Raw genomic sequence first — 25,320 nt, 5'->3', positions numbered from 1 at the left:
CAGCAGGGCGGGCGCGAGGTCGGCCAGCGTCATGGTGACGAGCAGGACGACGAGCACGGTCAGGGCGAGCACCGGGCACCTCCGGGTCGTGGGTGGACTCCCCCCGGGGCGCCCCCTCGCGAGCCGGAGGGGCGCCCTGGGGAGAGCTCCCTGAGCGTCGTCCCCCCAGCTGGCCGCCCGCGGGGCGGCGGCTGGGAGTCCGCTGTCACCCGCACGCGGTCCGACCCGCCCGCCTCCGCAGGGCCGCGCGCGGCCAGGGGCGCAGCCACGCGCTGCGCCTGGCGCAGGAGCGCGCCGACGTCGTCGCCGTCGACCGCTGCGGCCCGGTCGAGCTGCCGGTGCCCTGCGTCGACCCGGTCGACATCTCCGACGCGATCCTGTTCCTCGTCTCCGACGAGGCGCGCCACGTCACCGGCGTGACCCTGCCGGTCGACGCCGGCTACACGATCCGCTGGCGGAAGGACCCCGCCGCCCCCCGCCCCTCGCCCCTCACCCCTCGCCCCTCGCAGGCTCCCGGCTGGCCCCTGCAGCGGGGCCGACGGAGCGAGGGGCGGGGGGCGAGTGGGTCTCACAGCGGTGTGCTGGTTGCTTGGTGGAGTAGGCCTGAGGCATGCGGGCGTACTCGATGGATCTGCGTGAGCGGGTCGTTGCCGCAGTCGATGGCGGGATGACCCAGGAGCAGGCGGCAGTGACCTTCCGGGTGTCGGTGAACACCGTGGGCCGATACCTGGCCCGGCGGCGGAACATCGGCAGTCTGGCCCCGACCGCGCAGCGGCACGGGCCGGTGCCGGAGAAGAGGCAGCAGCTGCAGGCCTGGCTGCCGGATAGGCTGGGCGCGGCGGCCGATGCCACCCTGGCCGAGCATGTCAGCGCCTTCGCCAGCCAGCGGGGCGTGGTGGTGTCGGCGGCGACGATGTCGCGGGCGATCGCCGCCCTGCCGGCCGACGATCCCGATCAGGCGCTGACGCCGCGCGGACGGCGGCGGCGGCCGGGCCGGCCGCTGAAGTCAAAAGCCTGAGCGCCACCGAGCGCGACGAGACCGCGCGCGCCCGGTGGCATCGCGAGGTGGCTACCACCGACGCGGCCCGGCTGGTGTTCGTCGATGAGTGCGGCACGCACATTTCGATGACCCGCCGCCGGGCCCGCGCTCCGCGGGGCACCCGGGCGGTCGGGGCGGTGCCGCGCAACCGCGGGCCGGTGACCACGTTGATCACCGGGCTGGCGCTGTCGGGCATGAGCCCGGCGATGACGGTGGAGGGCGGCACGACCGCGGCGGTGTTCGCCGCCTATCTGCAGCAGGTGCTGCTGCCGGCGCTGCGGCCCGGGCAGGTGGTGGTGGTCGACAACGTCGGCGCGCACAAGCCTGAGCGGATGCGCGCGCTGGTCGAGGCCGCGGGATGCCGGCTGGTGTTCCTGCCGGCCTACTCGCCGGACTTCTCTCCGGTGGAGGAGGCTTTCAGCAAGATCAAGGCCCTGGTGAAAGCCGCCGGCGCGCGCACCCGCGCGGCCCTGGACGCGGCCATCGCCGTGGCGCTGGCCGCGGTCACCGCCACCGACGCCGCTGGCTGGTTCGCCCATGCCGGCTACTCCACCCACCAAGCCACCTGAAGACCGCTGTCAGAGGTCGACGACGTCCTTCTCGCCGGTGTCGGGCTGCGACCCGGTGGCCTTGGCCTTGACGAAGCTCAGCGCCGTGGCCAGCCGGTTGCCGGGGTTGTCCCAGTACTCCGCGGTGTCGCCGTCGACCTTGACCAGCAGCACGGACGGGTCCTCGGGGCCCTGGGGCAGCCAGGCCTCGACGCCGCTGTTCCACAGCTCCTTCTTCTTCGCGACGTCGTCGACGACGCGGGCGGTGCCGGTCAGGGACACCCAGGTCCCGCCCGAGCCGATCCCGACGTTGACCTGCGGCGAGGCCGCGATGTGGGTGAGCCAGGGCGCGTCGTGCTCGGCGAAGAACCACAGGTCGCCGTCGAACTCGACCTCCTGCAGCGCCATCGGGCGACTGGTCAGGCGGCCGTCGGGCATCGTCGTCGTGAGGAAGCCGAACCGCTGTCCCTTCATGAGCTCGGCGACCTTGCGGGTGGCGTCCGGGGAGTGAGTGGTCATGGGTCTCCCGTTCCCCGATCCGGCCGGCTGACACGACCTCGGCGGAATGCGCCAGTGCCGGCGCGGCTTGCCCCTTGTCGTGACGACGACCCACGAACGGCCGGCCGCGGCGCCCGCTCTCGCCGACCGTCCGGGGACGGCGCGCACCGCGCTCACCCTCGGCGCGTTCGTGGCGCTCGGCCCGCTGACCATCGACATGTACCTGCCGGCGCTGCCCACCATCGCCGACGACCTGCAGACCAGCTCGGCCACCGTGCAGCTCACCCTCACCGGCACGCTGGTCGGGCTGGCCCTGGGCCAGCTGGTCCTCGGCCCGCTGTCCGACGCGTTCGGCCGGCGCCGCCCGCTGCTGGCCGGGACCGCGCTGCACGTCCTCGCCTCGCTGCTGGTGCTGGTGGCGCCGTCGATCGCGGTCCTGGGCGCGCTGCGGTTCCTGCAGGGCGTGGGGACGGCGGCCGGCGCGGTGATCGCCCTCGCGGTCGTGCGCGACCTGTTCGAGGGCCGCGCCGCGGCGACGATGCTGTCGCGGCTGTTCCTCGTCCTCGGCGCGGCGCCGGTGCTCGCGCCCACCGTCGGCGGGGAGGTGCTGCGGTTCACCTCGTGGCGCGGGGTGTTCCTGCTGCTCGCGCTCTACGGGGCGCTGCTGCTCGCCGTCGGCTGGTTCGCCGTCCGGGAGACCCTGCCGCCGGAGCGGCGGAGCGCCGCCGGCCCGGCCGGGACGCTGCGCGGCTACCGGGCGCTGTTCGGCGACCGGGTCTACGTCGGCCTGGTGCTGGTGGCCGGGCTGACGATGGCCGGGCTGTTCAGCTACGTGTCGGGCTCGTCGTTCGTGTTCCAGGGCGAGTTCGGCCTCGACGAGCAGCAGTTCGGCCTGCTGTTCGGCGCCGGCGCGGTGTGGCTGATCGCCGCCACCCAGCTCAACCCGGTGGTGCTGCGCCGCTTCTCGCCCGCCCAGGTGCTGGTGGCCGGGGTGGTCGTCGGTGCGCTGGCCGGCGTGGTGCTCGTGGTCCTCGCCGCCACGGGCACCGGTGGGCTGTGGGCGGTGGCGCTGCCGCTGTGGGCGGTGCTGTTCGCCTCCGGCCTGGCGCTGCCCAACGCCCCGGCCCTGGCGCTGTCGCGGCACGGTGAGGCGGCCGGCACCGCGGCGGCGCTCCTCGGCGCGGTGCAGTTCGGCGTCGGCGCGGCGGTGGCCCCGCTGGTCGGCGTCCTCGGCAACGACGCGGTCGCCATGGGGACGGTCGTCGTCGCGGCGCTGGTCACCGCGATCGCCGTCCTGGTGCTCGTCGTCCGCCCGTGGCAGCTGCCCGACGAGGTGCCCGACCCCGCCTAGGCTGCCGGCGTGCCCGACCTGGCCGGCGCCGTGTGGCCGGAGCTGCCCGAGCGGCCGCTGCTGGTCGTCCCGCTGGGCTCGGTCGAGCAGCACGGGCACCACCTGCCGCTGGCCACCGACACGACCGTGGCCGAGGCGGTGGTGCGGACGGCGGACCTCGGCGGGGCGCTGGTGGCGCCCGCCCTCGGCTACGGCGCGAGCGGTGAGCACGAGGGCTTCCCCGGCACCGTCTCGATCGGCACGGAGGCGCTGGCCGCGGTGCTCATCGAGTACGGCCGCTCCGCCTGCCGGTGGGCCGGCCGGCTGCTGGTCGTCAACGGCCACGGCGGCAACCTCGAGGCGCTGCGCCGCGCGGTCCCCCTGCTGCGGGCCGAGGGCCGCGACGCCGCCTGGTTCCCGTGCGGTGTCCGCGGCGGCGACGCGCACGCCGGCCGCACCGAGACCTCGCTGCTGTTGCACGTGGAACCACGCGCGGTGCGGACCGACCGGTCCGTCCCGGGCGACACGACGCCGATCTCCGAGCTGCTGCCCCGGCTGCGGGCCGAGGGCGTGCGCGGGGTCAGCCCCACCGGCGTGCTCGGCGACCCGGCCGGCGCCTCGGCGGAGGAGGGCGCGCGCCTGCTGTCCGGCATCGCCGCCCGGCTGACGGCGGCCGTCGGGCGCTGGGACGTCGGCACGGACGGCCGGCTGCGCTGAGCCGCGGCCGGGTCAGCGCATGCCGGTGCTCGGCCGCTCCCGGCGGACGCCGTCGACGAACACGTCGACCACCTCGTCGTAGAAGGCGACCAGCCCGGCGACGGGCGACACCTCCCGTGTCGGGAAGTCGTAGGACCAGGCGACGTCCTCGACCACCCCGCCGCCCACGTGCGCCGACCAGTACCCGCTGGTGCGCCCCTTGTACGGGCACTGGGTCACCGTGCCGCTGGGCGTCAGGTGCTCCCAGTGGACGTCGGTGCGCGGCAGGTAGGACCGCGTCGGCAGCCCGGTCTCGAAGACGAGCACCGGCGAGGCGGACTCGGCCAGCACCACCCCGTCGCGCTCCACCCGCACCCGCCGCGACGAGCGGACGGCGTCGACCCGCGCGTAGGGGTTGCGGGGGTGGACGAACACCTCCTCGTCCTCCTCGAACCAGGCGTCGAGCGCGGCCCAGTCGATCCGGACGTGCCCGGCCAGCTCCGGGACCCGGTCGCCGCTGTGCACGAGCGCCGCGCCCGGCCGCTCGACGTCGCCGGCGTGCAGCCCGTGCCGGGCCGCGGTGCCGACCGGCGTCTCCACCGCCTCGCCCTCGTCGACGAGCACGCCGGGCGCGACGTCGTCCACCGGGATCGCGTACTGCGGATAGGGCGGCCGCTCCCACACGTAGCGCGCGCGGGTGGTGTCGACGACGACCACCCCGCCGAGCAGCGCGCGCACGCGCCGGGGAACGGGCTCGACGTGCCCGACGGGGACGATCATCTGCGGGTGCTCCTGCACGGGCCCTCCTCGGTTCGGGGCACCAGGATGTCGGAGCCACCCAGCGAGAGGGGACCCAGATGGCGCACCAGCCGGCCGTGGACCGGACACAGGGGAGCCCGGCGGCGGCCGCTCGGGTCGCCGTCGAGACCAACGGCATCAACGTCATCGCCGAGGAGGAGCGCCGGGGCCGGCCGGGCTCGCTGTTCTGGCCGTGGTTCGGCGCCAACGTCAGCGTCCTCGGCCTGGCCTACGGCTCGTTCCTGCTCGGCTTCGGCATCTCGGCCGGGCAGGCGCTGGTGGCCGGCGTCGTCGGGATCGTCGTCTCGTTCCTGCTCTGCGGGCTGGTGGCGATCGCCGGCAAGCGCGGCTCGGTGCCGACCCTGGTGCTCAGCCGCGCGGCCTTCGGCGTCACCGGCAACCGCGTGCCCGCCGTGCTGTCCTGGGTGCTCACCGTCGGCTGGGAGACCGTCCTCGTCTCGCTGGCCACGCTGGCGACGGCCACGGTCTTCACCCAGCTGGGCTGGAGCGGCGGGACGGCGACCCAGGTGGTCGCGCTGCTCGTCGTCGCCGCGCTCGTCGTCGGCGGCGGAGTCCTCGGCTTCGACGCGATCATGCGCATGCAGCGCTGGATCACCGTGGTCAGCGGCGTCCTCACCGTCGTCTACGTGGCCCTGGTGGCCGGGGAGGTCGAGTGGTCGGCGGTCACCGCCGTCCCCGGTGGGTCCGCCGCGGCCGTCGTGGGCGCGCTGGTGCTGGCGATGACCGGCTACGGCTTCGGGCTGGGTCAACGCCGCGGCCGACTACTCCCGCTACCTGCCGCGGACGGCGTCCACCGCGGGCGTCGTCGGCTGGACGACGGTCGGCGGCGCGCTGGCCCCGGTGCTGCTGCTGGGCACCGGGCTGCTGCTCGCGGCGTCGGACGCCGAGCTGTCGGCCGCGATCGGCGCCGATCCGATCGGGGCGCTGGGGTCCATCCTGCCGACCTGGTTCCTCGTGCCGTTCGTCGTCGTCGCGGTCCTGGGCCTGGTCGGCGGGGCGCTGCTGGACATCTACTCCTCGGGCCTGTCGCTGCTGGCCGCTGGTCTCCGGGTGCCGCGCCCGGTCGCCGCGGGGATCGACGGCACGCTCATGGTGCTCGGCGCGGTCTGGGTGGTCTTCCTCGCCACCGGCGGGTTCTTCGTGCAGTTCCAGGGCTTCCTCATCACCCTGGGCGTGCCGATCGCCGCGTGGTGCGGGATCTTCCTGGCCGACCTCGCGCTGCGCCGCCGCGACCACGCCGAGGCCGACCTCTACGACCCCCGCGGCCGCTACGGCGCCGTCCCGCCGGTGCCGCTGCTGCTGCTCGTGCTGGGCACCGTGCTGGGCTGGGGGCTGGTCACCAACACCTACGCCGGCTGGCTGGACTGGCAGGGCTACCTGCTCGGCCCGCTGGGCCTCGGCGGCCGCGACGGCGCGTGGGCCTACGCCAACCTCGGCGTCCTCGCCGCGTTCCTGGTCGGGCTGCTCGGCACGCTGCTGCTGCGCCGCGCGGCGGTGCGGGCGCAGGAGGCCGCCCCGCTGCCGGCGGGACGGCCTCCGGTCGTGCGCTGACCTCGCCTGCTGGGACGGCGGTCCCGAGGCGCACGCGGCTCCCGGGCTAGCCTCCGGCGGTGAGCGCTCCTCCCGGCTGGCTGGTCGTCGTCGACCTCCAGCACGTGTTCGGGGACCCCGGCTCGCCCTGGGCGGTGCCCCGCTTCGCGGAGGTCCGCCCCCGGGTCCGCGCGCTGGTCGCCGCCTTCGGCGAGCGCGTCGTCTTCACCCGGTTCGTCGCCCCGCCCGAGCCGGCCGGCGCCTGGGTGGACTACTACGAGCAGTGGCCCTTCGCCCTCCAGCCGCCCGACGCGCCGCTCTACGCGCTGGTCGAGGACCCCGGCACGGCGCCGGTGCTGGACGCTCCCACGTTCGGCAAGTGGGGACCGGAGCTGGCCGGCCTCGTCGGCGACGGCCCGCTCACCGTGGCCGGGGTGGCCACCGACTGCTGCGTCGTCTCCACCGTGCTGCCGGCCGCCGACGCCGGCGTCCCGGTGCGGGTGGTCACCGACGCCTGCGCCGGCTCCGGCGACGACGACCACGACGGCGCGCTGCGGCTCATGGGCCTCTACGCGCCGCTGGTGGAGCTGACCACGACCGCCGTGGTCCTGCGCGGGTGACCGCGGTCCCCGCCCCGCCGCAGGAGCGGCTGCCCGACGGGTACGCCGTCCGGCTGGCCCCCGGCACCCGCCGGCGGGAGGACGGCGCGGCACTGCTCGGCGGCTCGCCGCTGCGGCTGCTGCGCCTGGCCCCGCGCGCCCGCGACCTGCTCGCCGGCGACCGGCTCACCGTCACCGGCCCGGCGACGGCTGCCCTCGCGGCGCGGCTGCTCGACACCGGGGTCGCCGTCCCCGAACCGGCCGGTCCCGCCCCCGGGCCGGACGACGTCACCGTCGTCGTGCCGGTGCGCGACCGCGCCGCCGGCGTCGCGCGGCTGCTGGGCGCCCTGCGCGCCGACCCGGCCACCGCCGGCGTGCGGGTGCTCGTGGTCGACGACGGCTCGGCCGACCCCGCCGCCCTGGCCGCGGCCGCCTCCGGCATCGGCGTCGAGGTGCTGCGGCACGACCGCTCCCGGGGCCCGGCCGCCGCGCGGAACACCGGCCTGCGCGCGGCGACGACGGCGGCGGTGGCCTTCCTCGACTCCGACTGCGTGCCGGAGCCGGGCTGGCTGGAGGTGCTCCTGCCGCACCTGGCCGACCCGCGGCTGGCCGTCGTCGCCCCGCGGGTCACCGCCCTGCCGGCCGCCCGGGCGGGCTGGGTGACGGCCTACGAGACGGCCGTCAGCGCGCTCGACATGGGCCCGTCCCCGGCGCCGGTGGTGCCGCTGACCGGCCTGTCCTACGTCCCGAGCGCGGCGCTACTGGCCCGGCGGGCGGCCCTGGGGGACGGCTTCGACGCCGGCATGCGGGTGGCCGAGGACGTCGACCTGGTCTGGCGGCTGGCCGGGGCCGGGTGGCGGGTGCGCTACGACCCGGCCGCGCGCGTGGCGCACGACCACCCGACCTCGACGGCCGCCTGGCTGTGGCGCCGCGCGCTCTACGGCACCGGCGCCGCGCCGCTGGCCGCCCGGCACGGCAGTGCGGTCGCCCCGGTCGTCGTCTCCCCGTGGTCGGCCGCCGCACTGGCGCTCGCCGCAGGAGGCGGCCGGCCCGGCCGGGTGCTGGCCGCCGGCACCCTCGCGGTCGCGACGGCCCGCCTGGCCGCCCGGCTGGCCGGCCCGGGCCGGCCGGCGCCCCACGGGCTGGCGGCCGCGCTGGTCCTGCGCGGCACCGTCGCGGCCGCCCGCACGCTGGCCCGCGCGGCCACCCGGCACCACTGGCCGCTCACCGCCGCGGCCGCCGTCGTCTCCCGCCGCGCCCGGCGGGCGGCCGCCGCCGTCGCGGTCGCCGACGCCGTCCTCGCCTGGTGGCCCCACCGGGCCGACGTCGGCCCCGTGCGCTTCGCGGCCGCCCGCCGGCTCGAGGACCTCGCCTACGGCGCCGGGCTGTGGGCGGGAGCGCTGCGCGCGGGCGACCCCCGGGCGCTGCTGCCCGCCCGTCCGCCGCCCGGCGGGCCCGCGCGATGATCAGCTGACCTGATCCTCGCGTGTCCTCCCTCACCGTGGGACGTGAGGGAGGACGCTCGACGATCAGGTCCCCTGATCGTGGCCCCGTCCACCACCGGCTGACCAGCGGCCCGGCAGCCTGGCGCGGGCGTGGGATCGGCGTCACCATGGGCGGGACATGAGTCCCAGCCCCCGGACCACGCCGTGACCGGCGTCAGCCCGTGGCTCGCGCTGCCCGGAGGCCGCCCGACGCCCGAGCTGACCCGCCAGCTCCGAGCCGCCCACGAGACGTTCGTGACCCGCGGCGCCCCGCCGCAGCGCCCGGGCGTGCGCGCCGTCGTCTGGGACTCCTGGCGGCGCAGCCTCGGCAGCGGCGTCGACCCCGACGGGCAGGGCCCGCCGGTCGACCTGCTCGACGACGACCTGGCCGCCTACCGCGCCGCGCACCCGCTCGCGCCGGTGCTGCCGGTGATCCGGCGGCTGCTGGTCGAGGACGCCGAGGCCGACCGGATGATCGTCGCGGTCACCGACGCCGACGGCCGGATGCTGTGGGTCGAGGGCGACCGACGGCTGCGATCGCTGGCCGAGGGCATGCACTTCGTGCCCGGCGCCCGGTGGTCGGAGGACGTCGCCGGCACCAACGCGCCGGGGACGGCGCTGGCGCTCGACCACCCGGTGCAGTTCTACGGCAGCGAGCACTACCGCCGGCCGGTGCAGCCGTGGAGCTGCTCGGCCGCCCCGGTGCACCACCCGGTCACCGGGGTGCTGCTCGGCGCCATCGACGTCACCGGCGGCGACCACGTGGCCAGCCCGCACGTGCTCACCCTCGTCCGCGCGACCGTGGCCGCCGTCGAGTCGGAGCTGCGGTGGCTGCACCGGGAGGAGCCGCGCGACGGGGCGCGCCCAGTCCGGGCCGCACCGGCGCGCCCGGCCGCGCCGGTGCTGGAGGTGCTCGGCCGCGACCGGGCCCGGCTCACCCGCGCCGGCGGCCCGGTCGAGCTCTCGCTGCGCCACTCCGAGCTGCTCCTGCTGCTGGCCGAGGCGGCCGCGGCGGGGGAGGGCCGCAGCGCCGAGCGGCTGGCCGCCGAGTGCCACGCCGGGGACGCCGCCGCCGTCACCGTGCGCGCCGAGCTGTCCCGGCTGCGCCGGCTGGTCGGCCCCGACCTCGTCGGCTCGCGGCCCTACCGGCTGCTGGGCCCGCTGGAGACCGACCTCGACCGCGTGCGCCGGCTGCTCGACCGCGGCGCCGTCGCCGCGGCCCTCGACTGCTACACCGGCCCGGTCCTGCCCCGCTCGGGCGCGCCGGGCGTGGCCGCCGCCCGCCGCCGGACCGCCGCCGCCGTGCGCACCGCCGTGCTGGGCGCCCGGCGGCCGGAGCTGCTGCTGCGCTTCACCGCCCTGCCCGAGGCCCGGGACGACGCCGCGGCGTGGCAGGCCCTCCTCGAGGTCCTGCCGGCCGGCTCGCCGCGCCGCCCCGCGGCCGCCGCCCACCTGCTCGCCCTGCGCCGGGGCCCGCGGGGCTGAGGACACGCCGGGCCGGGAATCCCCCCGCGCGGGGGGCCTTGGCACGGTCACGTGACCGTCCGCGCCGCCGCCCCGCCCGCCCCCGCGCCGACCTCGCTCCGCACCCCGCGCGTGGCGGTGGCCCTGGTCGCGCTGGCACTGGGTGGCTTCGCCATCGGCACCACCGAGTTCGTGACCATGGGGCTGCTCCCCGACATCGCCACCGGGGTCGGCGTCGACATCCCCACGGCCGGGCACGTCATCTCCGCCTACGCCCTCGGCGTCGTCGTGGGTGCGCCGGTCATCGCCGCGCTCGGGTCGCGGCTGCCGCGCCGCGGGCTGCTGGTCGGGCTGATGGCGGCGTTCCTGGCCGGCAACGTCCTCAGCGCGCTGGCACCCGGGTCGACGGCGCTGCTGCTGGCCCGCTTCGTCAGCGGCCTGCCGCACGGCGCCTACTTCGGCGTCGCCTCGCTGGTGGCCGCCGCGCTGGTGCCGGCGGAGCTGCGCGGGCGGGCGGTCAGCACGGTGATGCTCGGGCTCGCCACGGCCACCGTCGCCGGCGTCCCCGCGGCGACCTGGCTGGGCCAGACGACGGGCTGGCGGTCGGCCTACTGGGCGGTCGTCGTCCTCGCGGCGCTCACCGTAGCCGCGGTGCTCGCCGTCGTCCCGCCGGTGGCCGGGCGCCAGGACGCCGGCGTCCGCACCGAGCTCGACGCGCTGCGCCGGCCGCAGGTCCTGCTCACGCTGGTCGTGGCCGTCGTCGGGTTCGGCGGCATGTTCGCCGTCTACAGCTACGTCGCGCCCCTCACCACCGACGTCACCGGGCTGTCCCGCGGCGCGGTCCCGTGGGTGCTGCTGGCCTACGGCGTCGGGGGCTTCGCCGGCACCGCGCTGGGCGGCCGGCTGGCCGACCGGGCGCTGTTCCGGTCGCTGGTCGGGGCCATGGTCGCCGTCGGCGTGCTGCTCCTGCTGGTGCGGCCGGCGGCCGCCACCGGTCCGACCCTCTTCGCGGGGATCTTCCTGCTCGCGATGAGCGCCTCGGTGCTCGTCGTGACCCTGCAGCTGCGGCTCATGCAGGTCGCCGGCGAGGCGGAGATGCTCGGCGCGGCCCTCAACCACTCCGCGCTCAACGCGGCCAACGCCCTCGGGGCGTGGCTGGGCGGCGTGGTGATCGCGGCCGGGTACGGCTACACCGCGCCGAGCCTGGTGGGCGCCGCTCTGGCCGGCGCCGGCCTGGTCGCGCTGGCCGCCTCCGCGGCGCTGCGCCGGCGCGAGCTGCGCGCCGTCCCGGCCGGCTGAGCGCCGAGCACCGCTGCAACGACCCTGCAACCTCTCGTCTGCGGTTGCACGGGGTCTCTTCCTCCGCCCCAGCGGGTGTCTGGCGCGGTGGTCCTCCGCCAGTGCGGAACCGGCCATCGTCCGCACCGCGGTAAGCGTGGCCTAAGTCACTCCGCCGTTGACAGACTCCGCCCGAGAGCGCCCGCGGCACGGGCGCGTCCGGCCCCTGCAACGACAGCGGAGGATCCATGACACAGGTCAGCATGCGGGTCGACGGCGTCACCTACACCGACGACGTCGAACCCCGGACGCTGCTGGTCCACCACCTGCGCGAGGCGCTGGGCAAGGTGGGCACCGTCGTCGGCTGCGACACCAGCAACTGCGGCGCCTGCACCGTCCACCTCGACGGGCAGGCCGTGAAGTCCTGCACCGTCCTGGCCGTCCAGGCCGACGGCGCCGAGGTCACCACCATCGAGGGCGTCGCCGCCGACGACGGCACCCTGCACCCGGTGCAGAAGGCCTTCCACGAGATGCACGGCCTGCAGTGCGGCTACTGCACCCCGGGGATGATCATGGCCTCGATCGACCTGCTCAAGGAGAACCCGAACCCCAGCGACACCGAGGTCCGCGAGGGCATCGAGGGCAACCTGTGCCGCTGCACCGGCTACCAGAACATCGTCCGCGCGGTGCAGCAGGCCGCCGGCGAGATGTCGTCCACCGCCGCCCCTGAGACCACCGGAGCGCAGGCATGACCGTCACCGAGGACCCGGCCACCCAGGCCGACGCACCGCAGAAGGAGGTCGGGCGGGCCCGCCGCCGCAAGGAGGACGCCCGCCTGATCACCGGGCGCACCACCTGGACCGACAACATGGTGCTGCCCGGCATGCTGCACCTGTCGGTCGTGCGCAGCCCGGTCGCCCACGCCCGCATCACCGGCGTCGACGTGTCCGCGGCGAAGGAGGCCCCGGGCGTCGTCACCGTCCTCACCGGCCGCGACCTCGCCGAGGAGCAGGGCTCCATCCCCTGCGCCTGGCCGGTGACGCCGGACATGGTCAACCCCGGGCACCCCTCGATCGCCGTCGACCAGGTCAACCACGTCGGTGAGGCGGTGGCGGTCATCGTCGCCCGCTCGCGCACCGCCGCGGCCGACGCCGTCGAGCTCGTCGACGTCGACTACGACCTGCTGCCGCCGGTGCTCGACATGGAGGAGGCCGTTCGCGAGGGCGCCGACCTCGTGCACGACTCGGCCGGCACCAACACCAGCTACCACTTCGTCTTCGACGCCGGCGAGGCCGGCACCGGCGCCGACACCGAGCAGGCCTTCAGCGACGCCGAGGTCGTCGTCAGCCGGCGGTTCGTCAACCAGCGGCTGATCCCGGCGTTCATGGAGCCGCGCTCGGTCGTCGTCCAGCCGCAGGGCGACAACTTCACGATGTGGTCGGCCACCCAGATCCCGCACGTGCTGCGCGTGATGCTGGCGATGGTGACCGGCATCCCCGAGCACAAGCTGCGCGTGATCGCGCCCGACGTCGGCGGCGGCTTCGGCGGGAAGCTGCAGGTCAACCCCGAGGAGGTCCTCGCGCTGCTGGTGGCGCGCCGCCTCGGCAAGCCGGTCAAGTGGACCGAGACCCGCAGCGAGTCGCTCATGACCGCCCACCACGGCCGCGACCAGATCCAGTACATCGACATCGCCTCCACCCGCGAGGGCGAGGTCAAGGGCCTGCGGGTGCGGCTGCTCGCCGACATGGGCGCCTACCTGCGGCTGATCACCCCGGGCGTCCCGGCCCTGGGCGCGTTCATGTTCCCGGGGATCTACAAGTTCCCGGCCTACCGCTTCGAGTGCGACGGCGTCTTCACCAACAAGGTGCCCACCGACGCCTACCGCGGCGCCGGGCGGCCCGAGGCGACCTTCGCCGTCGAGCGGATCATGGACGAGCTCGCCGTCGAGCTCGGCATGGACCCGCTGGAGCTGCGCCGCAAGAACTGGATCCAGGCGCAGGAGTTCCCGTTCACCACGGTGGCCGGCCTGGAGTACGACAGCGGCGACTACGACTCGGCCACCCAGCAGGCGCTGGACCTCCTGGGCTACGACGAGCTGCGCGAGGAGCAGCGGCGCCGGCGGGAGTCGAACGACCCGGTGCAGCTGGGCATCGGCTTCTCCACGTTCACCGAGATGTGCGGCCTGGCCCCGTCCCGGGTGCTCGGCTCGCTGTCCTACGGCGCCGGTGGCTGGGAGGCGGCGTCGATCCGGATGCTGCCCACCGGCAAGGTCGAGGTCGTCACCGGCTCGACGCCGCACGGCCAGGGCCACGAGACGGCGTGGAGCCAGCTGGTCGCCGACCAGCTGGGCGTGCCGTTCGAGGACGTCGAGGTCCTGCACGGCGACACCGCCGTCTCCCCCCGGGGCATGGACACCTACGGCTCGCGCTCGCTGGTCGTCGGCGGCACCGCGGTGGTCAAGGCCGCCGACAAGGTGATCGCCAAGGCCCGCAAGGTCGCCGCGCACCTGCTCGAGGCCAGCGAGGACGACCTCGACTTCTCCGGCGGGAGGTTCTCCGTCCGCGGGACGCCGGGCTCGGGCCTGTCCATCCAGGAGATCGCGCTCGCCGTCTTCGCCGCGCACGACTACCCGGAGGACGTCGAGCCCTCGATCGACGCCGATGCGACCTTCGACCCGGTCAACTTCTCCTTCCCCCACGGCACGCACGTGTGCGCCATGGAGGTCGACACCGACACCGGGTTCGTCACGATCCGCAAGTACGCCTGCGTCGACGACGTCGGCACGATCGTCAACCCGCTCATCGTCGAGGGGCAGATCCACGGCGGGCTGGCGCAGGGCATCGCGCAGGCGCTGTACGAGGAGGCCGTCTACGACGCCGACGGCAACCTCACCACCGGCACCTTCGTCGACTACCTGGTGCCCTCGGCCGCCGACCTGCCGCACTTCGACACGGGCAACACCGTGCACGTGGCCCCGGGCAACCCGATCGGCGCCAAGGGCGTGGGAGAGGCCGGCTGCATCGCCAGCACCCCGGCGGTGGTCAACGCCGCGCTCGACGCCGTCCGGCACCTGGGCGTCAGCGACATCCGCATGCCGCTGACCCCCGAGCGGGTCTGGCGGGCGATCCACCAGGGCGGCGACGGCGGGGACCGGGCCACGGCCGGGACCAACGCCTACGGCGGCGCCCAGACCGAGACCACCGCCGGTGTCTCGACCCCGCAGTCCGCTCTCGGAGGTGACCGGTGATCCCCGCTGCGTTCCAGTACGTCCGGCCGACGACGGTCGAGGAGGCCGTCCGGGCGGTCGCCGAGGGCGGCGAGGACGTCAAGATCATGGCCGGTGGCCAGTCGCTGATCCCGGTCATGCGGCTGCGGCTGGCGGCACCGGAGACGGTGGTCGACCTCGGCCGCGTCGCCGAGCTCCGCGGCGTGCGGGAGGAGGGCGACCACCTGGTCATCGGCGCGATGACCACGCACGCCGAGGTGATCGCCGACCCGCTGATCGCCCGGTACGCGAAGCTCATCGCGGAGGCGACCGAGACGGTGGCCGACCGGCAGACCCGCCGCCGGGGCACCTTCGGCGGGGCGCTGGCGCACGCCGACCCGGCCGGTGACCTGGCGGCGGTGGCCCTGGCGCTGGACGCCGAGATGGTCGTCGCCGGCCCGTCCGGCCGGCGCACGGTGCCCGCGTCGGAGTTCTTCGTCGACTACCTCACGACCGCCCTCGACGAGGGGGAGATCCTCGTCGAGATCCGGGTGCCCAAGCTGGTCGGCGACTGGGGGGTGCGCTACGAGAAGCTCAACCGCGTGGCGCAGGCCTGGTCGATCGTCGCGGTCGCGGCCGCCGTCCGGCGGGAGGACGGGCACATCGCCGAGGCGCGCATCGGGCTGACCAACATGGGCCCGACGCCGCTGCGCGCGTCGGCCACCGAGGCCGCCCTCGCCGGGGCCCCGGCGACGGCCGACGCGGTCGCGGCCGCGGCGCGGTCGGCCGCGGAGGGCACCAGCCCGAGCAGCGACCTCAACGCCCAGGCCGACTACCGCGAGCACCTCGCACAGGTGCTCACCCGCCGGGCGGTCACGGCGGCCGCGGGGCTGTAGTTTCGGTCCACCGCCCGGCACCGCCCGTTCCTCCCTCGGCCGGCCCGCCCCTCGGGGCGGACCGGCCGAGGCGTCATCCCACCCCGGAGGTCGCACCGTGCAGCTGGAGAACTCGTTCACCGTCCCCGTGCCCGTCGACGAGGCCTGGCGGGTGCTCCTCGACATCGAGCGCATCGCCCCGTGCATGCCCGGCGCGGCCCTGGACTCCGTCGAGGGCGACTCGTTCACCGGCCGGGTCAAGGTCAAGCTCGGCCCGATCAACCTGACCTACCAGGGCAAGGCGTCCTTCGTGGAGAAGGACGAGGCCACGCACCGCGCCGTCATCGACGGCCGCGGCAAGGACCAGCGCGGCAACGGCACCGCGGCCGCCCTCATCACCGCCCAGCTCAAGGGCGAGGGGGACTCGACCCGGGTCGACGTCCTCACCGACCTCAACATCACCGGCCGGCCGGCCCAGTTCGGCCGCGGCGTGATGACCGACGTCGGCAACAAGCTGCTCGGCCAGTTCGCCGACAAGCTCGCCGCCCAGCTGGGTGAGGGCGACGCGCAGGGCGACGCGGTGCGGGCCGACGCCGCGTCCTCGACCGCCGCGACCGCCACCGGCGTCGCCGAGGAGGTCGCCGCCTCCGTCGAGCAGACCCCCGGCGACAACGCCGTCGCCGAGGCGGTGCGCAGGGCCGGGACGGCGGCCCGGGAGGCCGCGGCGTCCGCCACCGACGAGGCCGGCACGGCCCCGGCGGCCGCGGGCACCGGCGCGACCGACACCGTCTCGATCTCCGCGGTGGGCGCCACCGACACCGCCCCCGTCCCCGCCGTGGGGGACGCGGCCGCGGGGGCGACCGACACCACGCCGGCCCTCAGCCCGGTCGGCGGCGCACCCAGCACCCCGCCGTCCGGTCCCACCGCGCCGCCCACCCGACCCGCCACGGGCGCGCCGCCGCGCAGCACGCCGTCCACCGTGCGGCAGCCGGCGGAGGAGCCCGAGCCGATCGACCTGCTCGAGGTCGCCGGCGGCGCGGCCATGGCCCGCTTCGCCGCCCCGGCCGCCGGGGTGGCCGCGGTGCTGCTGCTGATCACCCTCGTGGTCCGGCGCCGCCGCCGGCGCTGAGTCCGTGCCGCCGGCGGTGGATCCTCGCCGCCGGCGGTGAGGGATCGCCGTGGTCACCGCGGGAGCCGGGCCGCGGCCAGCTCGTCCAGCCAGGTCAGCGCCGCCGCGGCCACGGCTGCGGGTGCCCGCGACAGCGCGTGGTCGCCCGGGACGGCCACCACCGAGGCGCCGGGCACCCCGGTGAGGGCCGCCTCGACCTCCGCCGGGTGGCCGTGCGCGTCGGACCCGCCCTGGACCACGGCCAGCGGCACCCCGGCCGCGGCCAGCTCGTGCGCGCGGCTGCGCTCGGGGCGGCCCGGCGGGTGCAGCGGGAAGGCCAGCGCGAGGACGCCGTCGGCACCCGCACCGGCCGCCGTCCGGCAGGCCACCCGGGCGCCGGCGCTGCGGCCGCCGAGCACCAGCGGACCGGACAGCTCGGGACGCAGCGCGGCGAGCACCGCCGTCCAGGCGGTGTCCAGGCGCGGCGGCGCCGGGGCGATCCGCCTCCCGGCCACCCGCCACGGCTGCTCGACGCGCAGCACCCGCCAGCCGGCCGCGGCCGCGGCGGCGGTGACGGCGGTCAGGTCGGCGGAGGTCACGCCCCCGCCGGCGCCGTGGCCGAGCACGAGCGTGCCGCGGGGGTCGCCGTCCGGGTCGTCGCGGTGGACGCCGGCCGGCCCGAGCGGGGTCGGGACGAGCCTCACTCCGGGAGCGCGAGCAGCGCCTCCACCGCCCCGGCCAGGTCACCGGCGACGACGGCCGGCGCCGGGTAGGCCGGCGGGTAGACGCGCTCGGCGCGGGGGAACCAGGCGCCGGTGAGGCCGGCCCGCTCCGCGCCCAGGACGTCCCAGCCGTGCGCGGCGACCAGCGCCATCCGGTCCGGGGCGACCCCGCAGGCGCCGGCGGCCCACAGGTAGGCCGCGCGGGAGGGCTTCCACGTCCGCACGGTCTCGCTGGTGAGCGTGCGCTCGACCAGCGGCGTGATCCCGCCGCGCTCCAGCCCCGCCTCGGCCACCCCGGGCGAGCCGTGCGTGAGCGTCACCACGCGGACCCCGGCCGAGACCAGCCGGCGCAGCGCGGGCTCGACGTCGGGGTGCGGCGAGAGCTCGAGGAAGGCGTCGGCCACCCGGCCCCGGTCGTCGTCGGTGAGGTCGGTGAGCTGGGCGAGCGCGGTCTCGAACGCGGCGCGGAAGGGCAGCCAGGTGCCGGCCACCGTGGCGGCGAACCCGGTCTGCAGGGTGCGCCCGAAGACGGTGGGCAGCAGGTGCGACGGCAGGCCGAGCTCGACCATCGCCGCCTGCACGGGCGCGAGGTCGAGCAGCGTCTCGTTGACGTCGAAGGCGACGACGTCGGGACGGCGGGCGCTCACGCGGCCTCCTCGCTGGCGCTCGTCAGCCGCGTTCACGGCGCTGCCGTGTCCATCGGTGAGCTCGCGAGCTCGCTCACGCGGCCGGCCGGTCGCTGCCGGCGTCCTCGACGCGGCCCGCGGTGGTGCGCCGGCGGCGGTGGTGGCGCACGTCCTTGGCCCGCTTGTAGACCAGGTAGCCGATGCCGAGGGCGAACGCGGCGACCACGACGTAGTCGAGGTAGTGCAGGTTGGCCTGCAGGAAGTCGCCGGCCAGGACGCCGAGGGTGACCAGGACGGTGTTCCAGATCAGGCTGCCGGCGGCGGAGTAGACGACGAACTGCAGGATCGGCATCCGCACGACGCCCGCGGGCACGGAGATGAAGCTGCGCACGATCGGCACCATGCGGCCGAAGAACACCGCCGAGCGGCCGTGCCGCTCGAACCAGGCGAAGGTCCGGTCGACGTCGGCGGTCTCCACCAGCGGCAGCCGGTCGAGGAAGGCGTGCGAGCGGCGCGGGCCGAGCGCGCGGCCGACGTAGTAGAAGAACAGCGCGCCGAGGATCGAGCCGACGGTGGCGCAGGCGATGACCGCGACCACGTTGAGCTGGCCGTCGTTGATGAGGATCCCGGCCAGGCCGAGGACGGCCTCGCTGGGGATCGGCGGGATGACCGTCTCGAGCAGGATGCTGAACCCCACGCCGACGGGCCCCAGCTTCTCGACGAGGTCGAGCAGGAAGCCGGTGATCCCGCCCTGGTCGGAAGCGGCCGCGGCGGCGAGGAACGACATGGCCTCCACGGTAAGGGGGGCTCCTGGAGGCCGCCTGGACGCCGACCGGACGCGCGGGGCCGCTGGGGCTAGCGTGCCGCCATGCGCCAGCGACTCACCGCCCGGGCCGTCGTGGTGGGGGACCGGGCGGGCACCGTGGTCCCCGACGCCGTCGTCGACGTCGACGACGGCCGGGTCGCCTGGGTGGGGGCGGCCGCCGACGCCCCGCCGGCCGGGGACGCCGAGGTCGTGGCGCTGCCGGGGCTGCTCGCGCCGGGCCTGGTCGACGCCCACTCGCACGCGCCGATGGTGCTGTTCCGCGGCCAGGGCGAGGGCCTGCCGCTGGACCGCTGGCTGCGCGAGGTCATGTGGCCGCGGGAGGCGCGGCTGACGCCCGACGACGTCGAGGTCGCCATGACCGCGGCGTCGGCGGAACTGCTGCGCGGCGGGGTCACCACGAGCGTGGAGATGTACTTCTCCCCCGAGCGGATCGCCGCCGCGGTCGGCGCCACCGGCGCCCGCGCGCTGATCGCGGCGCCCATGGTGCCGCTGCCGGGCATGCCGCCGCTGGAGGAGCAGATGGCCGCGGCCGTCGACCTGGCCGCCGGCGTCCCCGGCGACGGCACCGTCGAGTACGGCCTGGGCCCGCACGCGGCCTACACCGTGCCGCTGCCCCTGCTGCGCCGGGCCGCCGAGCTCGCGCGCGAGCACGGCCTGCTGCTGCACCTGCACGTGGCCGAGACCGCCACCGAGGGCGCCGACCTGCTGGCCGCGCACGGGCTGTCGGTGCCGGCGCTGCTGGCCGCGCACGACGTCCTGGGCGGGCGGGTGCTGGCCGCGCACTGCGTGCACGTGGACGACGGCGACCTGGAGCTGTTCGCCGAGTACGACGTCGCCGTCGCGCACTGCCCGGCCAGCAACGCCAAGCTCGCCAGCGGCGTCGCGCCGGTGCGGGACATGCTCGACCGGCGCATCCGGGTGGGCCTGGGCACCGACGGGCCGGCGTCCAACGACGGGCTGGACCTGCTGGCCGACGTCCGCCTGGCCGCCCAGCTGGCCCGGCTGCGCGGGTCGTCGGCGACCGCGCTGACCGCCGCCGAGGCGTTCTGGCTGGCCACCGGGGGCGCGGCCGACGCGATCGGCCGCCCGGACCTCGGCCAGGTCGAGGCCGGGCGGCGGGCCGACCTGGTGCACGTCGACACCCGCGACCTCGGCTTCGAGCCGGTCGGTGACGCCGCCGACTGGCTGACCCACCTGGTCTGGTCCGGCGTCTCCCGGCTGGTCCGCGACGTGTGGGTGGGCGGCCGGCAGGTGGTCGCCGACGGCGCGGTCACCACGGTCGACGTCGGGGCGCTGCGGACCGAGGTGGCGCAGCGCGCCGCCCGCCTGGCCCGCTGAGCGGCCGCCGCGACGATCAGGTGACCTGATCATCGCGTGTCCTCCCGCACGGTGGACGGTGAGGGAGGACGCGCTGCGGTGAGGGAGGACGCGCCGCGGTGAGGGAGGACGCCGGGCGGGGACCCCGGCGTCCTCAACCACGTGGTTGGAAATGGTCGGTGCGCCGCCTATCCTCTTCGTAAACCAGGTGGTTGAACGAGGAGGCCGCAGGTGGTGGCGGATCCGCTCTCGCGGGTGTTCTCGGCGCTGGCCGACCCGACCCGGCGCGACATGGTCGCCCGGCTGGCGGTCGGTGACGCGACGGTCGGGGAGCTCGCCGCCCCCTACGAGGTGACCGTGCAGGCGGTCTCCAAGCACCTGCGGGTGCTCGAGGACGCCGGCCTGGTCAGCCGCAGCCGGGAGGCCCAGCGCCGCCCGGTGCACCTGGAGGCGGAGGTGTTCGACCTCATGACCGCCTGGATCGAGCGCTACCGGCGCCAGGCCGAGGAGCGCTACCGCCGCCTCGACGACGTCCTCCGGTCCGTGCCGGACGACGACCCACCACCGCAGGGAGGGAACCCGTCATGACCACCAGCACGCGTCGGACGCAGATCGCCGCCGACCCCGAGGTCCCGCTCATCCGCATCACCCGGGAGTTCGACGCCCCGCGGTCCACGGTGTTCCGCGCGCACACCGACCCCGACCTGCTCGTGCAGTGGCTCGGCCCGCGCGGGGTGGAGATGCGCATCGACACCCACGACTGCCGCACCGGTGGCTCCTACCGGTACGTGCACAGCGACGCGAACGGCGAGTACGCCTTCCGCGGCTGCTTCCACGAGGTCCGCCCCGACGAGCTCATCGTGCAGACGTTCACCTTCGAGGGGATGCCCGACGACGTCGCCCTGGAGAAGCTCGTGCTCACCGACCTCGGCGACGGCCGCACCCGGCTCACCGCCACCTCGCTGTGCGACTCCTTCGCCCAGCGGGACGCGATGCTGGCCAGCGGCATGGAGGTCGGCGTCGTCGAGGGCTACGAGCGCCTCGACGAGGTCCTGGCCCGCTGAGGGGTCAGGCGTGCAGCGAGATCGTCTCCCCGCGCTGCACCACCCGCACCTCCCCGGGCGCCCGCCGCTCGGCGACCTCCCGCACGAAGTCGCCCAGCGGCGAGGCGAACCGGTCGTAGTCGTCGAAGTGCACGGGCACGGTGACCGGCGGCCGGAGCAGCTCCACCAGGTCGGCGCCCTGCCGGCCGTCCATCGTCACGGTGACGCCGAGCGCCTTCGTGCCGCCCAGGTGCGGCACGAGGACGTCGAGCGGGCCGCAGCGCTGCAGCACCTCGGCGAGGTAGGGACGGAACAGCGTGTCGCCGGTGATGTACCCGCGCCAGGTCACCTGGCCGGCCCGCTCGAGCTCCAGCACGCTGCCCATGACCGGGGGCAGCACCCTCGCCAGCAGCCCGGGCCCGTGCTCGCCGGGCACCGAGGTGATCCGCAGCGTCTCCTCACCGCGGGCCACCTCGTGCACCTGCCACGGCCGCAGGTCCGCCGTCGCGGAGAAGCCGCGGGACGACAGCGTCCGGGCGGCGGCCTGCGTGGTGACGATCGGCGTGGCCTCGTCGATCGTGGCGTAGGCGATCCGGTCCCAGTGGTCGCCGTGCAGGTGCGAGAGCAGGACGGCGTCGAGGTCGGGCAGGTCGTCGGGCAGGATCGCCGGGTCGGTCAGGCGCTTGGCGAACAGCCCCTTGCCCAGGTAGACCCGCTGCCCGCGGCGGACGAAGTTCGGATCGGTGAGCAGGGTGAACCCGCCCAGCCGCAGCAGCGTCGTCGCGTTGCCGCCGAAGGTGAGCGTGACGTCGTCGGGGCCGGTCATGCGCGCCCCCTACCCCGCGGTCCGCGCGGTCAGGCGCGGCGGCGGACGACGGCCACCAGCGCCGCGGTGGCGGCGGTGAGCAGCAGCGGGTGGAGGAACGCGAGCACCTCCAGGCCGTCGCCCCACCCGGAGGAGCGGTACCGCGCCACGCAGACCACCGCCGCGACGACCTGCGGCCCCACCAGGGCGAGGGTCGGGGCGCGCCCCGCCGCGGGCCGCCGGCGGGCGGCGAGCGCGGGCACCGGCGCCAGGGCGAACGCCAGCCACCACCAGCCGCTGACGAACTCGGTCCGGTAGGAGTCCCCGCCCAGGTGCACGATGCCGCGCGCGGTGACCAGCGCCAGGACGGCGACCGCCGTCGACAGGGCGAGCAGGACCAGCGCGACGGCGAGGTCGGCGCGGGCCCGGGTGGGGGACACGCCGCGATGCTGGCACGGCCGCCGTGCGCCGCCGCGGAAGTGCACGCGGGCGGGTGAGCGGTGGCTGGTAGACAGGGTCGGTGTCCGGATCACGCGACGTGGACGACTCCTTCTCCTCGCTCCCCCTGTCCGCGCTCACCGAGGCGGCGCTGACCCGCGCGGTCGACCTCGGCTGCGAGCACGCCGACCTGCGGGTGGAGCGGATCCGCACCCAGGCGATCAGCCTGCGCGACGCCCGCCTCGAGGCGCTCACCGACGGCGAGGACCTCGGCCTGGCCGTCCGCGTGGTGCACGAGGGCACCTGGGGCTTCGCCGCGGGCGTCGTCCTCACCGCGGCCGAGGCGGTGCGGCTGGCCGAGCAGGCGGTCGCCGTGGCAAAGGTGTCGGCCGCCGTCGCGAGCGACCGGGTGGAGCTGGCGCCCGAGCCCGCGTACCCCGACGGCACCTGGGTGTCGGCCTACGACGTCGACCCCTTCGCGGTGCCCGACGCGGAGAAGACCGCGCTGCTCACCGAGTGGTCGGAGCGGCTGCTGGCCGCCGACGGCGTCGAGCACGTGCAGTCCGGGTGCGTGCACGTCAAGGAGCAGAAGTACTACGCCGACACCGCCGGCACCCGCACCCGTCAGCAGCGGGTGCGCATCCACCCGGAGTTCACCGCGCTCACCGTCGACCGCGCCACCGGCGCGTTCGAGAGCATGCGCACCCTCGCCCCGCCGGTCGGCCGCGGGTGGGAGTACCTCACCGGCGGGCACTGGGACTGGGACGGCGAGCTGGCGCAGGTGCCGGAGCTGCTGCGGGAGAAGACCAAGGCGCCCTCGGTGGAGCCCGGCCGCTACGACCTCGTCGTCGACCCGTCGAACCTGTGGCTGGTCATCCACGAGTCGGTCGGGCACGCCACCGAGCTCGACCGGGCGCTCGGCTACGAGGCCGCCTACGCCGGGACGTCGTTCGCCACCGTCGACAAGCTCGGCAGCCTGCGGTACGGCTCGGAGCTCATGCACGTGACCGGCGACCGGGTGGACGAGCACGGCCTGTCGACCGTCGGCTGGGACGACGAGGGCGTCGCCGCCCAGCGGTGGGACATCGTGCGCGACGGCGTGCTCGTGGGCTACCAGGTCGACCGCAACACCGCCCGGCTCGGCGGCATGGCGCGCTCGAACGGCTGCGCGTTCGCCGACTCGCCGCGGCACGTGCCGGTGCAGCGGATGGCCAACGTGTCGCTGCAGCCGGTACCCGACGGCCCCGACCTCGCCGGCCTGATCGGCGGGGTGGAGCGCGGCATCTACGTCGTCGGCGACAAGAGCTGGTCGATCGACATGCAGCGCTACAACTTCCAGTTCACCGGCCAGCGCTTCTACCGCATCGAGGGCGGGCGGCTGGCCGGGCAGCTGCGCGACGTGGCCTACCAGGCGACGACGACGGACTTCTGGGGCTCGATGCGCGCGGTCGGCGGCCCCTCCACCTACCGCCTCGGCGGGGCGTTCAACTGCGGCAAGGCCCAGCCCGGGCAGGTCGCGCCGGTGAGCCACGGCTGCCCGGCGGCCCTGTTCGAGGGCGTGAGCATCCTCAACACGGTCCAGGAGGGCGGGCGATGAGCCGGCTGACGGCACAGCAGCTGGTCGAGCAGGTCCTGGCGGCCTCGACCGCCGACGGCTGCGTCGCCTACGTCGTCGAGAGCACCGAGGCCAACCTGCGGTGGGCGTCGAACAGCCTGACCACCAACGGGGCGATGCGCTCGCGGCAGGTCGTCGTCGTCTCCTTCGTCGACGGCGGCGCCGGGACGGCGGCCGGCACGGTCGCGCGCACCGGCACGCCGGACGTCGCCGCGCTGGTGGCCGCCAGCGAGCAGGCCGCCCGCGACGCCGGGCCGGCCGAGGACGCCGTCCCGCTGCTGGGCGAGGCGCCGCCGGGGGCGGGGGACTGGGACGCCGACCCGGCCGAGACCTCCATCGAGGTGTTCGCGGAGTTCGCGCCGGCGCTCGGGGAGGCGTTCGGCGCCGCGCGCGACCGGGGTGACCTGCTGTTCGGCTACGCCGAGCACTCGCTGACCACGACCTACCTGGGCACCTCGACCGGGCTGCGACTGCGGCACGACCAGCCGACCGGCCGGGTGGAGCTCAACGGCAAGAGCACCGACTTCTCCCGCTCGGTGTGGGCCGGGGTGGGCACCCGCGACTTCCGCGACGTCTCGGTGGCGGGCCTCGCCGCCGAGGTCGAGCGCAAGCTGGGCTGGTCGCGGCGGCGGGTCGACCTGGCGGCGGGCCGCTACGAGACGCTGCTGCCGCCCTCGGCGGTCAGCGACCTCATGCTCTACGCCTACTGGACGATGGAGGCCCGCGACGCCGACGAGGGCCGCAACGTCTACGCGCGCGCCGGCGGTGGCAACCGCATCGGCGACCGGCTGGCCGCGCTGCCGCTCACCCTGCGCAGCGACCCGGCGGCCCCGGGCCTGGAGACCGCGCCGTTCCAGGTCGTGGGCGCCTCGTCGGGGTCGGCGAGCGTGTTCGACAACGGCATGGCGACCCCGGCGGTCGACTGGATCTCCGGCGGCGTCCTCACCAACCTGATCCGGCCGCGGGCGTGGGCGCTGAAGACGACCGCGCCGGCGGTGGCCGCCGTCGACAACCTCGTCCTGGAGGCGCCGGAGGCGACGGCCACGCAGGACGAGATGGTCGCCGCCACCGACCGCGGGCTGCTGCTCACCACGCTCTGGTACATCCGCGAGGTCGACCCGCAGACGCTGCTGCTCACCGGCCTGACCCGCGACGGCGTGTTCCTCGTCGAGGGCGGGGAGGTGACCGGCGCGGTGAACAACTTCCGGTGGAACGAGTCGCCGGTGGACCTGCTGACGCGGATCACCGAGGTCGGCCGCACCGAGCGGACGCTGCCGCGCGAGTGGAACGACTGGTTCACCCGCGCCGCGATGCCGCCGGTGCGGGTGCCGGACTTCAACATGAGCTCGGTGTCGCCGGCCAGCTGATCGAAGGACCCGCCTGCCCCCCACCCCTCGCTGGCGCTCGGGGCGGGCCCCTGCGGGCGGGCCGTTCCAGCGCGTCACCTGCTCGTGG

26 protein-coding genes and 1 pseudogene are annotated in these 25,320 nt (G+C 76.1%); 20 read left to right on the top strand and 7 right to left on the bottom strand.

Annotated features, from left to right (window positions below; all coding sequences use genetic code 11):
• Positions 1–92 precede the first annotated feature (92 nt).
• The 3 genes from ACU616_RS07215 to ACU616_RS07205 are packed head-to-tail and all read left to right on the top strand — an operon-like array spanning position 93 to position 1,608.
• A complete protein-coding gene (locus tag ACU616_RS07215) occupies positions 93–671 on the top strand; it encodes an SDR family oxidoreductase (RefSeq protein ID WP_446757796.1) in 579 nt (192 codons plus the stop codon).
• A complete protein-coding gene (locus tag ACU616_RS07210) occupies positions 611–1,018 on the top strand; it encodes an IS630 transposase-related protein (RefSeq protein ID WP_446757795.1) in 408 nt (135 codons plus the stop codon). Before ACU616_RS07215 ends, ACU616_RS07210 begins: the two co-directional genes overlap by 61 nt.
• Positions 1,015–1,608 (top strand): IS630 family transposase, encoded by a 594-nt coding sequence (locus ACU616_RS07205; protein ID WP_446761457.1) that lies wholly within the window; start codon positions 1,015–1,017, stop codon positions 1,606–1,608. Before ACU616_RS07210 ends, ACU616_RS07205 begins: the two co-directional genes overlap by 4 nt.
• A gap of 9 nt (positions 1,609–1,617) precedes the next feature.
• Here the strand turns inward: ACU616_RS07205 and ACU616_RS07200 are convergent, their stop codons facing one another.
• Positions 1,618–2,106 carry a pyridoxamine 5'-phosphate oxidase family protein gene (locus ACU616_RS07200; RefSeq protein WP_446757794.1) on the bottom strand — a complete coding sequence of 163 codons (489 nt, stop codon included), beginning with the start codon at positions 2,104–2,106 and terminating at the stop codon, positions 1,618–1,620.
• A gap of 79 nt (positions 2,107–2,185) precedes the next feature.
• On the opposite strand from ACU616_RS07200, the gene ACU616_RS07195 reads away from it, so the two are divergent.
• Both ACU616_RS07195 and mftE read left to right on the top strand, forming a co-directional pair.
• Positions 2,186–3,436, top strand: a complete 1,251-nt coding sequence (locus tag ACU616_RS07195; RefSeq protein ID WP_446757793.1) for a multidrug effflux MFS transporter — start codon at positions 2,186–2,188, stop codon at positions 3,434–3,436.
• 9 nt (positions 3,437–3,445) lie between these two features.
• The gene (mftE, locus tag ACU616_RS07190; RefSeq protein ID WP_446757792.1) at positions 3,446–4,132 is read left to right on the top strand and encodes a mycofactocin biosynthesis peptidyl-dipeptidase MftE; all 687 of its coding nucleotides are present in this window, start codon (positions 3,446–3,448) and stop codon (positions 4,130–4,132) included.
• Positions 4,133–4,144: 12 nt separating this feature from the next.
• Here mftE and ACU616_RS07185 read toward each other — a convergent pair whose 3' ends face one another.
• Positions 4,145–4,909, bottom strand: coding sequence for a DUF427 domain-containing protein (locus ACU616_RS07185; protein WP_446757791.1), 765 nt, complete (start codon positions 4,907–4,909; stop codon positions 4,145–4,147).
• 59 nt (positions 4,910–4,968) lie between these two features.
• On the opposite strand from ACU616_RS07185, the pseudogene ACU616_RS07180 reads away from it, so the two are divergent.
• The 10 genes and pseudogenes from ACU616_RS07180 to ACU616_RS07135 all read left to right on the top strand — a co-directional run.
• A pseudogene (locus tag ACU616_RS07180) lies at positions 4,969–5,595 on the top strand (cytosine permease); the annotation flags it as partial.
• 175 nt (positions 5,596–5,770) lie between these two features.
• Entirely contained in the window at positions 5,771–6,481 is a 711-nt protein-coding gene (locus ACU616_RS07175) for a hypothetical protein (protein ID WP_446757790.1), read from the top strand.
• Between the two features lie 59 nt (positions 6,482–6,540).
• A complete protein-coding gene (locus ACU616_RS07170; RefSeq protein ID WP_446757789.1) occupies positions 6,541–7,080 on the top strand; it encodes a cysteine hydrolase family protein in 540 nt (179 codons plus the stop codon).
• Entirely contained in the window at positions 7,077–8,525 is a 1,449-nt protein-coding gene (mftF, locus tag ACU616_RS07165; protein ID WP_446757788.1) for a mycofactocin biosynthesis glycosyltransferase MftF, read from the top strand. The genes ACU616_RS07170 and mftF overlap by 4 nt, the downstream gene beginning before the upstream one ends.
• Positions 8,526–8,708: 183 nt before the next feature.
• A complete protein-coding gene (locus tag ACU616_RS07160; RefSeq protein ID WP_446757787.1) occupies positions 8,709–10,028 on the top strand; it encodes a GAF domain-containing protein in 1,320 nt (439 codons plus the stop codon).
• A gap of 51 nt (positions 10,029–10,079) precedes the next feature.
• Entirely contained in the window at positions 10,080–11,306 is a 1,227-nt protein-coding gene (locus ACU616_RS07155) for an MFS transporter (protein ID WP_446757786.1), read from the top strand.
• A gap of 227 nt (positions 11,307–11,533) precedes the next feature.
• Complete coding sequence (locus ACU616_RS07150) at positions 11,534–12,037, top strand: (2Fe-2S)-binding protein (RefSeq protein ID WP_446757785.1); 504 nt, start codon at positions 11,534–11,536, stop codon at positions 12,035–12,037.
• Positions 12,034–14,532: a xanthine dehydrogenase family protein molybdopterin-binding subunit gene (locus tag ACU616_RS07145; protein WP_446757784.1), complete on the top strand. Its 2,499-nt coding sequence runs from the start codon at positions 12,034–12,036 to the stop codon at positions 14,530–14,532. The genes ACU616_RS07150 and ACU616_RS07145 overlap by 4 nt, the downstream gene beginning before the upstream one ends.
• Positions 14,529–15,386, top strand: coding sequence for an FAD binding domain-containing protein (locus ACU616_RS07140; RefSeq protein WP_446757783.1), 858 nt, complete (start codon positions 14,529–14,531; stop codon positions 15,384–15,386). The genes ACU616_RS07145 and ACU616_RS07140 overlap by 4 nt, the downstream gene beginning before the upstream one ends.
• 97 nt (positions 15,387–15,483) lie before the next feature.
• A complete protein-coding gene (locus ACU616_RS07135) occupies positions 15,484–16,494 on the top strand; it encodes an SRPBCC domain-containing protein (protein ID WP_446757782.1) in 1,011 nt (336 codons plus the stop codon).
• A 53-nt stretch (positions 16,495–16,547) separates the two neighbouring features.
• Here ACU616_RS07135 and ACU616_RS07130 read toward each other — a convergent pair whose 3' ends face one another.
• The 3 genes from ACU616_RS07130 to ACU616_RS07120 form a co-directional block, all read right to left on the bottom strand.
• Positions 16,548–17,177: an alpha/beta hydrolase family protein gene (locus tag ACU616_RS07130; RefSeq protein WP_446757781.1), complete on the bottom strand. Its 630-nt coding sequence runs from the start codon at positions 17,175–17,177 to the stop codon at positions 16,548–16,550.
• Positions 17,174–17,842, bottom strand: coding sequence for an HAD family hydrolase (locus ACU616_RS07125; RefSeq protein ID WP_446757780.1), 669 nt, complete (start codon positions 17,840–17,842; stop codon positions 17,174–17,176). The genes ACU616_RS07130 and ACU616_RS07125 overlap by 4 nt, the downstream gene beginning before the upstream one ends.
• A gap of 73 nt (positions 17,843–17,915) precedes the next feature.
• Positions 17,916–18,608, bottom strand: a complete 693-nt coding sequence (locus ACU616_RS07120) for a DedA family protein (RefSeq protein WP_446757779.1) — start codon at positions 18,606–18,608, stop codon at positions 17,916–17,918.
• 81 nt (positions 18,609–18,689) lie between these two features.
• Here ACU616_RS07120 and ACU616_RS07115 point away from each other — a divergent pair, with 81 nt between their 5' ends.
• From ACU616_RS07115 to ACU616_RS07105, 3 genes are all read left to right on the top strand, one after another.
• Complete coding sequence (locus tag ACU616_RS07115) at positions 18,690–19,985, top strand: amidohydrolase family protein (protein ID WP_446757778.1); 1,296 nt, start codon at positions 18,690–18,692, stop codon at positions 19,983–19,985.
• 213 nt (positions 19,986–20,198) lie between these two features.
• Complete coding sequence (locus tag ACU616_RS07110; RefSeq protein WP_446757777.1) at positions 20,199–20,552, top strand: ArsR/SmtB family transcription factor; 354 nt, start codon at positions 20,199–20,201, stop codon at positions 20,550–20,552.
• Positions 20,549–21,028, top strand: a complete 480-nt coding sequence (locus ACU616_RS07105; RefSeq protein WP_446757776.1) for an SRPBCC family protein — start codon at positions 20,549–20,551, stop codon at positions 21,026–21,028. Before ACU616_RS07110 ends, ACU616_RS07105 begins: the two co-directional genes overlap by 4 nt.
• A gap of 4 nt (positions 21,029–21,032) precedes the next feature.
• On the opposite strand, the gene ACU616_RS07100 is transcribed toward ACU616_RS07105, so the two are convergent.
• Both ACU616_RS07100 and ACU616_RS07095 read right to left on the bottom strand, forming a co-directional pair.
• Positions 21,033–21,833: an MBL fold metallo-hydrolase gene (locus ACU616_RS07100; RefSeq protein WP_446757775.1), complete on the bottom strand. Its 801-nt coding sequence runs from the start codon at positions 21,831–21,833 to the stop codon at positions 21,033–21,035.
• 29 nt (positions 21,834–21,862) lie between these two features.
• Positions 21,863–22,252: a hypothetical protein gene (locus ACU616_RS07095; RefSeq protein WP_446757774.1), complete on the bottom strand. Its 390-nt coding sequence runs from the start codon at positions 22,250–22,252 to the stop codon at positions 21,863–21,865.
• Between the two features lie 80 nt (positions 22,253–22,332).
• Between ACU616_RS07095 and ACU616_RS07090 the strand changes: the two genes are divergently transcribed.
• Together ACU616_RS07090 and ACU616_RS07085 are read left to right on the top strand one after the other, a co-directional pair.
• On the top strand, positions 22,333–23,847 hold the full coding sequence (locus ACU616_RS07090) for a TldD/PmbA family protein (RefSeq protein ID WP_446757773.1): 1,515 nt from the start codon (positions 22,333–22,335) through the stop codon (positions 23,845–23,847).
• Positions 23,844–25,232 carry a metallopeptidase TldD-related protein gene (locus ACU616_RS07085; protein ID WP_446757772.1) on the top strand — a complete coding sequence of 463 codons (1,389 nt, stop codon included), beginning with the start codon at positions 23,844–23,846 and terminating at the stop codon, positions 25,230–25,232. Before ACU616_RS07090 ends, ACU616_RS07085 begins: the two co-directional genes overlap by 4 nt.
• The last annotated feature ends 88 nt before the right edge of the window (positions 25,233–25,320 follow it).

The sequence above is a fragment of the Geodermatophilus sp. URMC 62 genome (genome assembly GCF_052931475.1).
Note: the sequence above shows the minus strand (reverse complement) of the source record. Positions and strands in the feature narration are given on the sequence as shown.

Excerpts from the sequence above, each read along its gene's own strand:
- ACU616_RS07210 (WP_446757795.1), top strand. The coding sequence starts at position 611 with ATGCGGGCGTACTCGATGGATCTGCGTGAGCGGGTCGTTGCCGCAGTC.
- ACU616_RS07200 (WP_446757794.1), bottom strand. The coding sequence starts at position 2,106 with ATGACCACTCACTCCCCGGACGCCACCCGCAAGGTCGCCGAGCTCATG.
- ACU616_RS07150 (WP_446757785.1), top strand. The coding sequence starts at position 11,534 with ATGACACAGGTCAGCATGCGGGTCGACGGCGTCACCTACACCGACGAC.
- ACU616_RS07145 (WP_446757784.1), top strand. The coding sequence starts at position 12,034 with ATGACCGTCACCGAGGACCCGGCCACCCAGGCCGACGCACCGCAGAAG.
- ACU616_RS07120 (WP_446757779.1), bottom strand. The coding sequence starts at position 18,608 with ATGTCGTTCCTCGCCGCCGCGGCCGCTTCCGACCAGGGCGGGATCACC.
- ACU616_RS07115 (WP_446757778.1), top strand. The coding sequence starts at position 18,690 with ATGCGCCAGCGACTCACCGCCCGGGCCGTCGTGGTGGGGGACCGGGCG.
- ACU616_RS07105 (WP_446757776.1), top strand. The coding sequence starts at position 20,549 with ATGACCACCAGCACGCGTCGGACGCAGATCGCCGCCGACCCCGAGGTC.
- ACU616_RS07100 (WP_446757775.1), bottom strand. The coding sequence starts at position 21,833 with ATGACCGGCCCCGACGACGTCACGCTCACCTTCGGCGGCAACGCGACG.
- ACU616_RS07085 (WP_446757772.1), top strand. The coding sequence starts at position 23,844 with ATGAGCCGGCTGACGGCACAGCAGCTGGTCGAGCAGGTCCTGGCGGCC.